Below are 16,961 nucleotides of genomic sequence, written 5' to 3'. Positions count from 1 at the left end.
TTGCGACCTGCCTCACGGTGAGATTTCAAAATTAAGAATAATTTTGAGCCTATAACCTCCTATCTAATTGATAATAAATACATTTATTTCAATTATGATTGTCTTGAAATATCACTTTCTGATAAATGCTTCTGCCGCACAGTTAAGGGACTCACAGCATGGTGATCAACGGAACCCGCTTTACCTTCACCGCAGGCACCGCGACGCGCGACACCTTCGCCGTCGTCAGCTTTCATCTTTCCCAATGTTATTCCGAACTTTTTACCCTGAACGTGGTGCTGGTGAGCAGCGACCCGGCCGTCGGCGTCGATAAAGTCCTGGACGAAATGGCGACGCTCACCATCTGGCAGGGTGATGAGATAAAACGGCGGGTGCGCGGCATTGTCACTTTTTATGAGCAGGGGGACACCGGCAAACACCAGACGCAGTACCGACTGACCATCCGCCCGTATTTCTGGCGCAGCTCCCAGCGGCAAAACTGCCGCAGTTTTCAGAACCTGAACATCGTCGCCATTCTCGACCCGTTGCTCAGGGAGATGGGCGTGCTTAAACACGACACGCTGTTTCGCTCCAGCCACAACTGGCGGGAGTTTTGCGTCCAGTTTATGGAAAGCGATTACGATTTTATTTCGCGGCTGCTGGCCGAAGAGGGGATTTTCTTTTACGAGGAAGAGTTCCTGAAGGCCAACGATCAGAAGCTCACCTTCGCAGACAACTGCAGCGCACTGATCAGCATCGGCGCGATTGCGTATAACCCGAACGCTGCCTCCGAAGCGGCCACCTACTGCATCAACAACTTCCGCCGCACCGCGCAGGTTCGCCCTTCCAGGGTCATCACGCAGGATTAGACCTTCACCGCGCCGAACTGGCAGGCGCAGTATCAGGAAAAAGCCTCAAATATGGTTCACCAGCACACGGTGTATGACGTGTTCGACTACCCGGGGCGATTCAAAGACGAGCAGCACGGCGCCGATTTCGCAAAATATCAGATGGAAGGCTGGCGCAACAACGCCGACGTGGTGATTGGCAGCACCAACTCGCCGCAGTTTTATCCCGGCGTGCGCTTTGCCCTGACAGACCATCCGCGTGAAGAACTGAACGCCAACTGGCAGGTGGTCGCCATCGAGATGCACGGCGATCAGCCGCAGGCGCTGATTGGTCAGGAAGGCCAGGGCACCACGCTCAATACCGAGTTTGAAGTCATCTCTTCCACCCAAACCTGGCGCCCCACGCCCAAGCCTAAACCGCGCATCGACGGCCCGCAAATCGCCATCGTCACCGGCCCGTCGGGGGAAGAAATCTTCTGCGACGCGCACGGTCGCGTGCGGGTGAAGTTCGCGTGGGATCGCTACAACAAAGCCGACAACTACAGCTCCTGCTGGATCCGCGTATCGCAGGCGTGGGCGGGCACCGGCTTTGGCAACATCGCCATCCCGCGCGTCGGGCAGGAAGTGATCGTCGATTTCCTCAACGGCGACCCGGATCAGCCAATCATCACCGGCCGCACCTACCACGCCAGCAACCGCTCCCCCGGAAGCCTTCCGGGCACCAAAACTCAGATGGCGATCCGCTCGCAGACGTACAAAGGCAACGGCTACAACGAGCTGATGTTCGAGGACGCAACCCGTCAGGAACTCCTGTCGATGCATGCGCAGAAGGATATGCAGATCAAAGTTCTGAACAGTAAGGACGTTCGGGTCGATTACGACAGAACAGTCAGCATTGGCCATAACGAGTCGCTGGTAGTGGCGAATGACCGCAAGATCACCGTTGAAGGTAAGCAGGATCATAAAACCACGAAAGATTATGTGAACTTGATTGAAGGCAACCATCACATCGAAGTGAAAGGCGATCTTGCTCAGAAAGTTGCGGGTGCCTTGGGTATTAGCATTCAGGGAGACATCGTTTTACAAAGCGAGAGCAAGATCAGCCTGCGCGTGGGCAGCTCATTCATTGTTATCCACTCTGCTGGCGTCGATATCAAAGGGGCCAAAATAAACCTTAACGGTAGTGGAACGCCCGGCGAAGTTATTTTACCAATGAGACCGATGATACTCAAAGCAGCGGCAGGAGAAGGTTCTGTGTTTGTCTCGCATTGTCCGCTGGAGGATAAATAATATGGAACAGATTCGGTATGCAATCATTGACGGCGCAGTTGAGGCTGAATTAGTCAGTTTTCTCTCAACACAGACACTTCCACATTGCTGCTTATATTCACCGCCTGTTCAGCCTGAAATCGTAGAGCTTGCCCCCTATCTGGTTCAAATGACGCCTGAAGTAGATGAATGGTTAAAATTTAGAACAACACCGTGGGGGATCACTCTATTTTCGGCGAAACCTCTTCACCTGCTGTTGCAACATCTGCGTAGGTACTTGTGGGTCAAAATTCCAGAACAGGAAAAAACGGTGTTATTGCGATTTTATGACCCTCGAAATATCTGGATGATATTGGATGTATTAACCCCTATAGAACTCTCATCGTTTACCGGGCCGATTTCAAAAATTATGACTAATTACGAGGGTTACTCACATCAGGAGAATTTCGAACCGGTATATGAAGAAAAACACAACACGTCTTCAGCGGCAGAAACACTGGCATTATCTTTCCGACAGTTTAAAAAATTAAATAATCTCACCAAAAAAAATTACATTAACAAACTTGCTTGTTTTATTCGTGATTATTATTTAGCTGATGAAGACTTTCTGCATCCGGAAATGGAGGTACTTCATCAGCAAGCAGAAGATTATCTGTTTTTCTGCCATGCCTTTAATATCGTTGATAGCCGGTCTGTTCGTGGTATCACACTCGCGCTGCTTAAGAAAGGTATCACGCGTACTGCTGCAATTCCGCAGCAATGGGAAACACTATTAAGTGATTCAACTCAGTCTATCTACTATCAGGTAGAGAAGCTACTTTTACAGGAACTGGGATATATCCCTGAGTAAGGATACTACTATTATGTCATCACCTTCACCAACGGCTGGAAAAGCGTGTGCTGAATGCGGCATGCCTGAACCTTGTTTGCATAAAATAACTGCAACTTTTCCTAAAGAGGAAGAAAATCACATCTGGCCTGAGGAAAAACCGGTCAGGTTTACACTGTTAGATGAAGGAGAAGGATGCGAAGGCAGTATAACTATTGTCAGTAAGTGCAGTAAAAATGGTTGTCCGAAAGCTGAATTAAAAGAAATCGAAAATAACACTTCAGACCCTTTAAACTCTGACGGGCAACCAAATCAAGTCGTCCTGAACTACAAAGGTCAAAAAGATGAGATAGAACTCGTTGAGGCTCTTCATTCACCCTGGGAATACCTGAGTAGTATCACCACCCCTGCAGATATTTTTGACGAACCGGCGCATTATGTTATAGCAACAGAAGGTTGCTATGAAAAAGGCACACAGGTTTTTATCGATGTTTATCCATCATTTGAGATACGTTTTACTGCCGGTCTAAGTTATGAAATTGTTTCCAACGTCCGCGAGCGAACAATCAAAGAGCGACGTGATGAACACATTAAATCCCGTCAGGCAATGGAGGGCGCAAAACCTAAAAATAGAAATAAACTACGCAGTGGCTGGGAATATCACACTGATAAATTTGAGCTCACACGAAAAACGGAACTCAGTGTAGAGTTCGGTGTGAAGATTTGCGATGTAGACTACTCGAAAGAATATACCAGGGAAATACAGTCATCCAAGAAAATCAGGTCCCTTGAGCAACTTAACCGGATTGATTCGCTGGTTAACAACATCAATGAATATTTCGCACCTGATCCTGAAAATTCAGGTAGCACACGAGAATACACTATATTCAGTATGGAAATTGCTCCTGTAAATCTCGAGGTATCTTATGCCTATCAGCATATCGATGTAAAAGATGGTCCCTGCCATTTTCTTGGGTTATCCGGTGAACCCTTTTTAAGTGGTACCTTTAAATTCGATATCATCCAATTTATCTGTGCCTATTGTAAAATTGATTCTCTGGTGGGTAAATGCCGCGATTATTTAAAAAAACATGGTACCAGCGTAGAATGCTATCTGGAGTTCACACCAGAAGTTAACATCAATATTGGCGCTGCCTACAGCCTGAATGATGATAAATGGGATTTTAATATTCCGGAAGGAAACCTGCTGAAACTCGGGATCGAGGGTGTGGTCAGCGCAGCCTTCGAAGCAGAAGTTTTTTTTGCCGAAATTAATATCGGCGCCAAGGGATCCATTACGACAGCCGCCGGTTTTGCACTGGATCAACACGACAAAGGACTGGATCTGGCTGGATTTCACGAAGGAATTAATGGGTGTTTCGAGTTTGTGGCGGATGTACGTTACAAAAATGGAAATAATAAAAAAACACCTAAAAAGATAGAAAAAAAACAATTGAAAGAATGGCAACTTGCTGATCCTCTTAGAGTAAAAGACTCACCATTGAGAATAAACTTGTATGGAATAAAAAGAAATGATGACATCCCAATGATAACACCGCCTCGAAAATTAGGGCCATGGGAGCAAATGCTGACTGATGGAGTGTTAAACACTACCAATACTAATATAATTTATTAATACCTTGAAAAGGAAAAATAATGGTTAATTTAAAATCAATCACTTTACTTTTTTTGACAGGTGGGCTTATGTTTTCCAATGCTAAAGCATATAATGATCCAATAAAAATCCGCACTTTATTTAATATAAATAACTCGTTTTGCGCTATATATACCAATGGAACTCTGGGGCTTGACAATCGAAATTCTGCATATTCTGGAAGAGGGGGTGGTATATCAAGCACCAACGCGTTACTTTTTCTTGAGAATGGAAAAAACACAATCAGTATAGATATTGGTGCTTTGGGATGGTTTTCGGATGAGAAATTAAAAAATAACGAACGTGCTAAATTCAGCCCAGAAGCCCATTGTAGAATTGATTTAGTTCAATTCAAAGATAAAACTAAAAAAACCCTAGCATCAATAAATGTTAAAATAGATGATTTGGGAGAGCCTACCATTATAAATGAGGTAAGTTCAAAAATAAAACGCATTAAAAAAATGGCAGAGCAGATTGAACCAGGACATTTCGATCCTGAGTATTTTGATGAAAAATTCTTCCCTAAGAACATGATAGTATACAATTTCTCTCTAGATGTTAACGTTTCCAACATCCCTATTTGGCAATGGGTAAACGCAACTCCATTTGATGGCACTAAAAATCAAATAGATAAATTAAAAGAATCATATTTAGAAATGTCAAAGATAATAAATTCTGGAAATCGAAGTGAGCTGAAAAAGTATGATGGTATCGCTTTAAAAGCATGGTCGGTAACCACAGGTGAAAGTGAAGATTCTATTCTCGAGTCACAATATTCAAAACAAGAACTTGAAGGTCACACAATAAAAATAAATCCTATTGACTGGGATGACTATGCCATACGGACTATGAACCAAGGAAGGATTGTACAATTTTATAACAAATCAAATCCGTCATCTTCACCTTTGAGCTATTATACTATTGACGAAGATGGGGATGATTTTTTAGGCAGTATTGCACCAATGTTTTCTTTGATCGATGGTAAATTCGTACCAGTAATTTAATCAGTAATCTATAATTATGGATGACCCCATGAGAGTTAACTTTTTAATACTACTAATTTTTTTGCTTTCATCTATTAACGAAGCATTAGCTGAAAATGAAAGATTTTCATTAAATATTAGATCTTTTTTTAACATAAAATCTGCATTTTGTAATATTAAAACTAACGGTGTAACCGGTATGGATAATAGGAGATCAGCATATTCTGGGTCAGGTGGTGGAATATCTAGTACAAATTCATTGCTTTTTTTAGAAAATGGCATAAATGAAATTAGCGTAGAAATAGGGTCACTTGATTGGTTTTCCGAAGAGCAAAACAATAAAGGTGACTTTGGTAACTTCGATCCTAACTCTAGTTGTAAGTTAGAGTTGGTACGTTTCAAGGATATTAAGAATATTTCAATTGCATCAATTACTGTTAAAATTGATAATAATGGCGCACCAGAGGGTTCATCGGATGGCACCAAGTTAGTTGGAAAAAGAATCATTGCCGAGCAAGCTGAGCCTGGGCACATTGATAAAGACTATTTTGATGATTTATTTTTCCCTAAGGGAATGGTGCTTTATGAATTTAAAAAAGAAGTCATCATAAATGGAATTCCAGATTGGCATTGGATTCACGCCACACCTTATATAAATAACCAAGAACAACTACAAAAACTCAGAAGTGCATATAGTGAAATGGCTAAAATCATTAATAGCAAGGATCGTAAACTTTTGAAGGAGTTTGATCAATTCGCCTTAAAAGCATGGTCAATGACAACAGGTGAAAAAGAAGATGATATTTTAGCCTCACAATACCCTAAGGATAGACTTGAGGCTGGAAAAGTGAAAATCGAACCTATCATTTGGAGCGATTATGAAGTAAGGGTAATGAATAAAGGGCGCATTGTACAATTATATAACAAATCAAAACCAACATATTCTCCATTAACTTATTACTACGTTGATGAAGATGGCGAAGAAATGATGAGCTTTTTTGCCCCAATGTTCTCCCTGATCAACGGTAAATTTGTTCCCGTCATCTAAACCGGAGCCCGATAATGCCAATAGCAGCAAAAGTGAACGATATAGGATCGCAGCATGAAGGGTACCCCGCGACACCCGTGATCGCAGGTTCAAATTCGGTCTTTTTCGACAGTTTACCGGCAGCCCGAATGGGCGATCCGCTTGTGCCGCACAGCTTACCTCTGCACCTTTCGCATCCGCGTAAGATTGCCAGCGGTTCCGCTACCGTGTTTATTGATGGGAAACCGGCGGCAAGAACCGGTGACAGCATCGACTGCGGTGGTGTTCTTATCGGAAGTGGCACTGTAAATATCGGTTGAAGCGACATCATGGCAGCGGTTTGCCCAAAAACCGCTGCTTTAATTATTGAACCGTCACCTCACGCCGCGCCCGTACACCAGCGACTCCGCGCCTATCTCCGCGATACTTCGTGCTCCGGTCAACGTCATCGCCACCCGCATTTCTTTTTCTATCAACGTCAGCAAATTAATCACTCCCGACTCACCCGCTGCAGCAAGCGCGTACACAAATGCACGGCCTAACAATACGCTGTCAGCGCCCAGCGCGATCATACGTACTACGTCCAGACCGATACGAATGCCGGAATCGGCGAGAATTTTGATGTCGCCTTTCACCGCGTCAGCAATAGCCGGTAAGGCGTGGGCGGTGGATAGCACGCCGTCGAGCTGGCGGCCACCGTGGTTGGAGACCACAATGCCGTCCGCACCGAACCGGACAGCGTCTTTGGCATCTTCCGGGTCGAGGATGCCTTTGATGATCATCGGGCCTTTCCAGAACTCACGGATCCACTCGAGGTCTTTCCAGGAGATAGACGGGTCGAAGTTCGCACCCAGCCAGCCAATATAATCTTCCAGCGTCGTCGGTTTGCCGCGATATGCTGAAACATTACCAAGATCGTGCGGCTTGCCGTTCAGGCCGACGTCCCAGGCCCATTGCGGATGCGTCACTGCCTGCAACATGCGGCGAGCAGCGGCGTTCGGGCCGCTCATGCCGGAATGCGCGTCGCGATAACGTGCGCCGGGCACCGGCATATCGACGGTAAAGACCAGCGTTTTCACCCCCGCAGCCTGCGCGCGTTCCAGCGCATTTCGCATAAATCCGCGATCTTTTAAGACGTAAAGCTGAAACCACATCGGCCGGTCGATGGCGGGCGCTACTTCTTCGATCGGGCAAACCGACACCGTGGATAACGTGAAAGGAATACCTTTTTTCGCGGCGGCGCGTGCGGCCTGCACTTCTCCGCGACGGGCGTACATGCCGGTCAGGCCAACCGGCGCGAGGATAACAGGCATCGCCAGTTTCTCGCCGAAGAGCTCCGTTTCGAGGCTCAAATCCGACATATTTTTCAGAATGCGCTGGCGCAGGGCAATATCGGCCAGATCGGCAGTGTTGCGCCGGAGGGTATGTTCGTTGTACGCCCCGCCGTCGATGTAGTGAAACAGAAACGGCGGAAGTTTGCTTTTTGCCGCTGCCCGGTAATCCGTTGAAGCAGAAATAATCATCGTAGTTTCTCGTTATTGTTGTTTTGGTGAACGTTGTAGGGACGCAGGTCATGCCCAGCAAGTGTAGTTTATATAAATCAAAGTGATGAAAATTAAACCAACGCGCTTTCCATAAACAGACTAAGCTGTGGAGAGACGCTCGCTACAGGTGTCTATTCCGAAATGCCTCCCTGCCCCTGACCTCTTTTTCTCATGATGTGAACTCTTATCGCAGCTCAGGCAACTGCCTTCTCGGGTCCGCGTAAGGAATGACGACGTGAAAAATGCTGTCTTCAGTTGGTTCAAAAGTAAAGGAGCTCCACCTGCATCACCGGCCACCCGACGTCACCGCGCCAGCGCGCTTGAACAGTCATCGCCGATCCGCGCCGAACTTTTTTCGGCTGACCAGATGGAACGCTACGGCGGAAAACTGGCCCTCTCGCATAAATTATCTAAAAAGAAACTTCCGTACTATTTACTGAAACGCCTCGATGACAACGAGAAGGTGTTAACCCGCAGCTGCCTGATTTTAAGCAGTGGTGAAAAAGCCTCGATTACGCCCGCCGGTGAGTGGCTGCTGGATAACTACTATCTAATCGAAGAACAAATCCGTGTCGTGCGCCAGCTGCTGCCGAAAAACTTTGGCAAGGGTCTGCCCTCGCTCGGATCACCGCATTTTTGCCCGCGCATTTACGATATCGCCACTGAAGTCGTCAGCCACAGCGACGGCCTTTGGGATATCAAAACCCTCACCCGCTTTCTCTCGACCTATCAGAGCGTCCGTCCACTGACGCTCGGCGAGCTGTGGGCGTTCCCGGGGATGTTGCGCCTGGCGCTGATCGAGAATCTTCGTCGCGTCAGTATTGAAGTGGCGAATGCCCAGAAAGAACGCAATCTGGCGGATTTTTGGGTCAATAAATTGCTCGACAGTGCTGAGAACGATCCGGCCAATCAGATCATCGTGATTGCCGACATGGCGCGAACCAATCCGCCGCGCACCAGCGCATTTGTCGCTGAACTGGTTCGACGTCTGCAAGGGCATGGATCGATGCTGGCACTGCCGCTGACCTGGGTAGAACAACGCCTCAGTGAAGTCGGACTGACGCAGCGCGAAGTCATCGATAAATTTAATCAGCAGCTGGCAGCCAATCAGCTGACGGTCAGTAACAGCATCATGGGATTACGCCACCTGACTGAGATGGACTGGGCAGATTTCGCCGAGAATCTCAGCGTTGTGGAGAAAATCCTGCGCACCGATCCGGCCGGTATATACGCTACGATGCACTTCGACACGCGCGATAATTACCGCCATCAGATCGAACGTCTTTCGCGCAACTCCCCTCATGACGAAGCCGCCGTTGCCGCCCGTGCGGTGGCTTTGGCGCAACGGCCCGGTGATTCTTATCAGCAGCAGCACGTCGGTTTTTATCTGATCGGCCCCGGCCGTCCGGCCCTGGAGAAAGATCTCGGGGTGCGCTATTCGTTGCAGATCCGCGCCCGCGCCAAACTCAGCCAGACGCCGCTCCTTTCGTGGCTCGGCAGCCTGATGTTGCTGACCACCGCCGTGACTGCTGATGCGCTTTTCCGTACCGGTCATCCGGCCAGTAACTGGCTGTGGTGGGCGATGCTGGTGCCGGTGGTGTTAGTCGCCAGCCAGTTCGCCCTCAATCTGCTCAGTGAAATCACCACCCGCAGCCGCATGCCGCAACCCTTGCCGCGTCTGGAGTTTGCCGGGGGTATTCCCGAAAATGCCAGTACGCTGGTGGTGATCCCCTGCCTGCTCGGCAGCCGCAAGAATATCGACGAGCTGATAAACAGCCTCGAGGTGTGTTATCTCGGCAACGTCCTGCCGCATCTGAATTTCGCATTGCTGAGTGATTTTCACGACAGCGTGGAGCGGGATAATCCGGATAACGATGCCCTGCTGGCTTATGCCGCGCAGCAAATCCAGTTGCTCAACCGACGCTATCCTGCCACCGAAGGTGCGCGTTTTACCCTGTTACATCGCGACAGCGAAATGAATGCGCCGCAGGGCGTTTGGATGGGTTACGAGCGTAAACGCGGCAAGCTGAATGCGCTCAATCACTGGCTGCGCGATCGGGGCGAACCCTTCTCACTGATCGAAGGCAGCACTCAGGCACATTTGCGGCAAGTGAAGTACGTCATTACGCTCGACAGCGATACCGTGCTGCCGCGCGCGACAGCGCATCAGCTGGTTGCCGCGATGGCGCACCCGCTCAATCATCCGGTCTACGACGAGCAGCGCCATCTGGTGGTCTCCGGCTACGCGATTCTCCAGCCACGTCTGGCAGAGGAGATCCCTGCACATGGTCAGGGACGCTATGCCGCCCTGTGCAGCAGCGTGCCGGGAAACGATCCGTACTCATCGATGTCATCGGACATTTATCAGGATTTATTCGGCGAAGGCTCATTTGTCGGTAAAGGCATTTACGACGTCGATACGTTTATCCGCGCCAACGAAAACACTTGCCCGGAAAATCTGGTGCTCAGCCACGATCTGCTGGAAGGCTGTTACGCACGTTCGGGGATGCTCAGCGATGTGGTGTTGTACGAACAATATCCCGATCACTATCTGGCGGATGTGGCGCGTAAAACCCGCTGGATCCGCGGTGACTGGCAGTTGCTGAACTGGCTGCGTTTTCTTGTGCGGCAGGAAGACGGCCAGCGCTGCCCGAACCCGTTGACTACGCTTTCGCGCTGGAAACTGTTCGATAACCTGCGCCGCAGTCTGGTTGCGCCTGCGTTTTTAATCATCATCTTTTGCACCGTGGGGCTGGTGCCGAACAAGCTCTACTGGCTTGGATTTATCGCCGTGATGCTTCTGTTCCCGGTGCTGGTCGCGCTAGTACTGGATTTAATAAATAAAGGCCCGCGCCGCAAACTTATCCCGCATCTGAAAAGCGTGGCCTCCGCCACCCTCAGCCGCCTTTCACGCATTTTTGTGACGTTAATGACGCTGCCGCACGAAGCGGTCTATTCCTTACAGGCAATATTACTGACGCTGTGGCGGCTGGGCATCAGCCACCGGCACCTGCACGAATGGTCTAGCGTGAAGGTCAGCAGCAAAAACCGCGCACAGTCGCCGGAGTATTTCTATCTGCGGATGTGGGCGAATCCGCTGGCGGGGATCGCGATTGTAATGCTGCCTGCGCTGACTCATCCGTCGCTGGTCTGGGCAGTATTACCCCTCGGCGTGTTGTGGTTCCTCGCCCCGCGCATCATGTGCTGGCTGAGCCAACCCGCCCCACCTCCGGCAGCCAATCTCGATGCGGAACAGCGGATATTCCTGCGTCAGGCTGCGCGCCAGACGTGGTCATTCTTCGAAACGTTTGTGACAGAGAAGGAAAACTGGCTGCCGCCGGATAATTATCAGGAAATTCCAAACCCGATAATTGCCCACCGCACATCGCCTACCAATATCGGCCTCTCGCTGCTGGCAAACATCACCGCGTGGGATTTCGGTTACCTCACGCAGGGCGAAGTGTTACTGCGCACCGGGCAGACGCTGGATACGCTGGACAAACTCGAACATTATCGCGGCCATCTTTATAACTGGTACGACACGCGCACGCTTGAACCGCTGAATCCGCGCTACATTTCCAGCGTCGACAGCGGCAATCTTGCCGGCCATCTGCTGACCCTGAGCACCGGCCTGCGCCTGTGGCGTCGCCAGCCCGCGGTGAATATTCCGCAGTGGCTGACCGGTCTTGAAGACACCCTTTACATGGCCGAAAATAAATACGGTGCGGCACCGATGGCCAAACTCCGCGAGAGCTGGACGCTGGCGGCTGCAGCAAAAGGCGAAGCCATTTTCGATAGTTTGCGTGCGATGCGGGCACTGATCTCTTCATCCGCAGACGGCTGGCTGCAACAGCTCGCGTTACAGCTGGATGCAGGGCTTGCCGAGTGGAATGAATTTTACGGCTGGTTGTCCCCGCAAGCGCATGACGAACCCTTGCCAACGCTGCTCTGGCTGGCGCAGCAGGACGCGCTGACCTCGCCGGGTTTATCCCGCGCTATCGGGCTGGCGCGTCAGCGTCTGGATATTATCGGCGAACTGGAACAACGCCTGAACGAACACGCGCACATGGATTTCCGCTTCCTGTACGACAACACCACGCATTTGCTGACTGTCGGTTACAACTGCGACGCGCACAAGATGGACAGCGGAAAGTACGATCTGCTGCCGTCTGAAATCCGCCTGACCAACTACGTGACCATTGCGACCAACCAACTGCCGCAAAAAAGCTGGTTCGCGCTGGGGCGGTTGTTCACCGTGATCGACAAACAGCCGTCGCTGATGTCGTGGAGCGGGTCGATGTTTGAGTATCTGATGCCGCAACTGGTGATGCCGGCTTATCCGGACACGCTGCTGGTGCAAATGTGCCAAACCGCCGTTGACCGGCAGATAGCCTGGGGGAAAGAGAACAATGTCCCGTGGGGGATTTCGGAGTCCGCGTATGCCGCATTCGATATCAATCAGAATTATCAGTATCACGCATTTGGCGTGCCCGGGCTCGGGCTGAAACGCGGGCTTGGCGAAGACATGGTGGTCGCACCTTACGCCACCATGATGGCGCTGATGATCCGCCCGCAGGAAGCCTGTCTCAACCTGGTCGAGCTGGAAAATCGCGGCGCACGCGGCGAATACGGCTTCTACGATGCGCTGGACTACAGCCCGTCGCGGCTGGTTCGGGGACAGATTTACATCGTCGTACGCTCTTACATGGCGCACCACCAGGGGATGGGATTCCTCGCGCTGGCCAATGTGTTGCTCGATTCCCCGATGCCCGCGCGCTTTGCGGCCAATGCGGCCTTCCAGTCCGCCCGCTTGTTATTACAGGAACGCGTGCCGGATGCGGTCGAACTTTACAGCCCGCGCCGTCACTTCGAGTCTCACGACAGCACACTGCAAAAAGTGAACGTCGAACTGCGTGAATTTATCGACGTGGACAGCCCGACGCCTGAAGTTCAGCTGCTTTCTAATACGAATTATCATCTGATGGTGACGCAGGCCGGGGGCAGCGTCAGCCGCTGGAAAGACCTCACGCTCACCCGCTGGCGGGAAGATGCGACGCGCGATAATCGCGGCATCTTCTGTTATATCAGCGATCCGGCGACCGGCGAAGTGTCCAGCAACAGCTGGCAACCGGCAGGTAAGCAAAAAGGGTCTTATCACGCGGTGCTTACCGACTCCGGTGCGGAATTTACCCGCACACAGGGCTCGCTGACGATGAATACGCACATTGTGGTATCACCGGAAGACGACGTCGAAATCCGCCGCATGACGGTCACTCACCACGGACGCCGTCCGCGCACGCTGGAAATCACCACCTATGCCGAAGTGGTTCTGGCGCCAGCGGCCAACGATGCCAGCCATCCGGCGTTCAGTAATTTGTTTGTGCAGACCGAACTGGTGCCCGCGCAGGAAGGCATTCTCTGCCATCGTCGCCCGCGCGAGCCGGATGAACAGTGCCCGTGGATGTTCCACATGATGGCGATCCACGGCCCGGTGGAGCGGGAAACCTCTTTCGAAACCGATCGCGCCGCCTTTATAGGACGCGGCAACACCGCCGCCCATCCGCAGGCACTGCAACAACCTGGCAAACTCAGCAACAGCGCCGGTGCTGTTCTCGATCCGGTGCTCTCTATCCGCCAGCGGATTCGCCTCAAACCCGGCGTACCGGTAGTGATCGACATGGTATACGGCATCGGTGATACCCGGCTGCAAAGCCTGGCGCTGTTGGAAAAATACCGCGACCACCATATTGCTGATCGGGTATTCGAAATCGCCTGGTCCCACAGTCAGGTGGTTCTGCGCCAGCTCAACGCCACCGAAGATGACGCCGGGCTGTTTAACCGCCTGGCCGGTGCGGTGCTGTTTGCCAGTCAGGAAATGCGCGGCGAGGCACAAACCATCATCAATAACCGACGCGGACAGTCCGGCCTGTGGGGGCTTTCGCTCTCCGGCGATCTGCCGATTGTGCTGCTGAACATCTCCAGCAGCGAGAATATCAATCTGGTGAAACTGCTGATCCGCGCCCACAACTATTGGCGGCTGAAAGGGCTGAAAGTCGATTTGGTCCTCCTCTCTAACGATCCGGGCGGCTACCAGCAGGCGCTGCAAAACCAGATCCTTGGATTAGTCGCGTCGGGCGCAGGCTCCAGCCAGACCGATATTCCGGGCGGCATTTTTGTCCGCAACGGCGAACAAATCACACAGGATGACCGTACGCTGCTGATGAGCGTGGCGCGTGTCGTGATAGACGATCGTCACGGCCCGCTCACGGATCAGCTCAATCAGCGGATGCAGATGCCCCATGTCGGCCTGCCCGCACTGCTGCCGGTTCGCAGCGACGAGCCACTGACGCCGGTTGCCGCCGAACCACGCGATCTGACCTATTTCAACGGCACCGGCGGTTTTTCACCGGATGGTCGCGAATACCAGATCCTGCTCAACGACGGGCAAAACACGCCTGCGCCGTGGTCGAACGTGCTGGCGAATGCGGATTTCGGTACCGTGATTTCGGAAAGCGGTCAGGCGTATACCTGGTACGAAAACGCACATGAATACCGCTTAACGCCCTGGGAAAACGATCCGGTCAGCGACAGCTCCGGCGAAGCGTTTTATCTGCGCGACGAAGAGACCGGACGCGTCTGGTCACCGGCTCCCCTGCCGGTTCGCGGCGCGGGCGGCTACGTGACGCGCCACGGCTTCGGCTACAGCGTGTTCGAACATACCGAGCGCGGGATCGCCAGCGAGATGACGGTGCTGGTCGCCGAACATGCGCCGGTTAAACTCATTATGCTGACCCTGACCAACCTCTCTGGCCGTCCGCGCAGGCTCTCGGTCACCGGCTATGTGGAATGGGTGATGGCCGATTTGCGCACCAAATCCGCCATGCATATCGTCACTTCACAGGCGCGGGTGTCTCAGGGTTGCGGCGTGCTGGCGACCAATCACTACACCAGCAACGGCGCTGATCGTACGGCCTTCTTCGCCGTGACGGGCGCGCATTGTTCGGTCAGCGGCGATCGCCGTGAATTCCTCGGCCGTGGTGGTTCACCGGCGGCACCTGCTGCGCTAAAAAATCAACGGCTGTCGGATAAAACCGGCGCGGCGATGGATCCGTGCGGCGCAGTGCAGTCGGCGACCACACTTATCGATGGAGACCAGCGCACCTTCACCTTCGCGCTGGGTCTGGGACAAAACGTCGATGACGCCGAAACGCTGATTCGCCAGTTCTTACAGGAAGGCGAAGCGCAGGCCGAACTGGATCGCGTGCATCAGCACTGGCATCTGGTACTGGATAAAATCCAGGTCACCACGCCGGATCCTTCCATCAATTTACTCGCCAACGGCTGGCTGATTTATCAGACCTTAGCCAGCCGGATACTGGCGCGCAGCGGCTATTACCAGTCCGGCGGCGCATTCGGATTCCGCGACCAGTTGCAGGATACGCTGGCGCTCACTCACGCTGCGCCGCAGCGAATGCGCGAGCAAATCCTCTTGTGTGCTTCACGTCAGTTTGTTGAGGGCGACGTGCAACACTGGTGGCATCCGCCAACCGGTAACGGCGTGCGCACGCGCTGCTCAGATGATTATCTGTGGCTGCCGCTGGCCATCAGCCATTACATCTCGGTGACCGGCGATCATGAGATTGCCGAACAGCAGGTTCCGTATCTGGAAGCCCGATTGCTGGCCGCCGGTGAAGAATCGGTGTACGAGTTACCGGCGGTCAGCGCGACGCAGGAAACTCTCTGGCAGCACGGTGTTCGCGCCCTGAAGCACGGTCTGAAAATGGGTGAGCACGGACTGCCGCTGATGGGGGCTGGCGACTGGAATGATGGCATGAATCTGGTTGGTCTCGGCGGACGCGGAGAAAGCGTCTGGCTGGGCTTCTTCCTGTACGACGTCTTGCAACGCTACGGCGCACTGGCCGAAGAGCGGCAGGATATCGAAACCGCCGCGCTGTGCCGCGAACAGTCCGCGCTGCTCAAACAAAATCTCAACGATCACGCATGGGACGGCGACTGGTATCTGCGCGGCTACTTCGACAGTGGTGAAACGCTCGGCTCGCATCTCAATGATGAATGTCAGATAGACGCCATCGCTCAAAGCTGGTCAGTGCTTTCTGGTGCAGGCACGCCGGAGCGCACTGCCAGCGCCATGCGTTCAGTCGATAAGCGGCTGGTGGATAATGACGCAGGGTTAATCAAACTGCTGACGCCACCGTTTGACGGCAACGGCCCGAACCCCGGCTACATTCGTGGCTATCTGCCGGGCGTGCGCGAAAACGGTGGGCAGTACACCCACGGCGCAATTTGGGCGGTGATGGCCTTCGCCAAACAGGGCAATATCGAACGTGCCTGGGAGCTGATGTCGATGATCAATCCGATCAATCACAGCCTCAGCGCCGACGACATCAGCCGCTACAAAGCCGAGCCTTATGTTATTTCCGCCGATATCTACTCGGTAGAACCGCACAGCGGTCGGGGCGGATGGAGCTGGTACACCGGCTCAGCGGGCTGGACGTACCGTCTGATCACCGAATCCCTGCTTGGCATCACCCGCCACGGCGATGCGCTGTCCATCCACAGCCACCTCCCGGCGGCGTGGCCGGAAATCACGCTCAGTTACCAACAAGGCAGCAGTTATTACCAAATAACCGTCCGCCGCAGCGAAGGCGAATACCGCGTTCTTTTCGACGGTAATACGCTGGAAAATGATCGGATCCCGTTGCTGGATGACGGGGTGGCACATCGCGTAGAGGTGGAGTTGGGGAGTTAAAGGCAGACGTCAGTTCTCATGGAGCCCCGTTCTGCGGGGCTTTTCTTTTTCCACACAA

At 52.2% G+C, this 16,961-nt stretch carries 7 protein-coding genes and 1 pseudogene; 7 read left to right on the top strand and 1 reads right to left on the bottom strand.

Annotated elements, in window-relative coordinates; all coding sequences use genetic code 11:
- Window positions 1-161: 161 nt before the first annotated feature.
- The 6 genes and pseudogenes from tssI (at window position 162) to AC0Z7K_RS07980 (ending at window position 6,909) form a co-directional block, all read left to right on the top strand.
- A pseudogene (gene tssI / locus AC0Z7K_RS08005) lies at window positions 162-2,117 on the top strand (type VI secretion system tip protein TssI/VgrG).
- A gap of 1 nt (window position 2,118) precedes the next feature.
- On the top strand, window positions 2,119-2,946 hold the full coding sequence (locus AC0Z7K_RS08000) for a DUF4123 domain-containing protein (RefSeq protein WP_485613786.1): 828 nt from the start codon (window positions 2,119-2,121) through the stop codon (window positions 2,944-2,946).
- A 13-nt stretch (window positions 2,947-2,959) separates the two neighbouring features.
- Complete coding sequence (locus AC0Z7K_RS07995; protein WP_485613784.1) at window positions 2,960-4,561, top strand: hypothetical protein; 1,602 nt, start codon at window positions 2,960-2,962, stop codon at window positions 4,559-4,561.
- A 20-nt stretch (window positions 4,562-4,581) separates the two neighbouring features.
- Entirely contained in the window at window positions 4,582-5,583 is a 1,002-nt protein-coding gene (locus AC0Z7K_RS07990; protein WP_485613782.1) for a hypothetical protein, read from the top strand.
- A gap of 28 nt (window positions 5,584-5,611) precedes the next feature.
- Window positions 5,612-6,610: a hypothetical protein gene (locus AC0Z7K_RS07985; protein ID WP_485613780.1), complete on the top strand. Its 999-nt coding sequence runs from the start codon at window positions 5,612-5,614 to the stop codon at window positions 6,608-6,610.
- A 14-nt stretch (window positions 6,611-6,624) separates the two neighbouring features.
- Window positions 6,625-6,909: a type VI secretion system PAAR protein gene (locus AC0Z7K_RS07980; RefSeq protein ID WP_485613778.1), complete on the top strand. Its 285-nt coding sequence runs from the start codon at window positions 6,625-6,627 to the stop codon at window positions 6,907-6,909.
- A gap of 54 nt (window positions 6,910-6,963) precedes the next feature.
- On the opposite strand, the gene lldD is transcribed toward AC0Z7K_RS07980, so the two are convergent.
- Window positions 6,964-8,112 carry an FMN-dependent L-lactate dehydrogenase LldD gene (gene lldD, locus AC0Z7K_RS07975; RefSeq protein WP_485613777.1) on the bottom strand — a complete coding sequence of 383 codons (1,149 nt, stop codon included), beginning with the start codon at window positions 8,110-8,112 and terminating at the stop codon, window positions 6,964-6,966.
- Window positions 8,113-8,368: 256 nt separating this feature from the next.
- On the opposite strand from lldD, the gene AC0Z7K_RS07970 reads away from it, so the two are divergent.
- The gene (locus AC0Z7K_RS07970; protein WP_485613775.1) at window positions 8,369-16,903 is read left to right on the top strand and encodes a GH36-type glycosyl hydrolase domain-containing protein; all 8,535 of its coding nucleotides are present in this window, start codon (window positions 8,369-8,371) and stop codon (window positions 16,901-16,903) included.
- Window positions 16,904-16,961: the final 58 nt, after the last annotated feature.

Source organism: Rahnella sp. 1L-D-7-B-C2, from assembly GCF_057290995.1.
The sequence above is the reverse complement of the archived record's forward strand: the minus strand, read 5'-3'. Positions and strand labels throughout refer to the sequence as shown.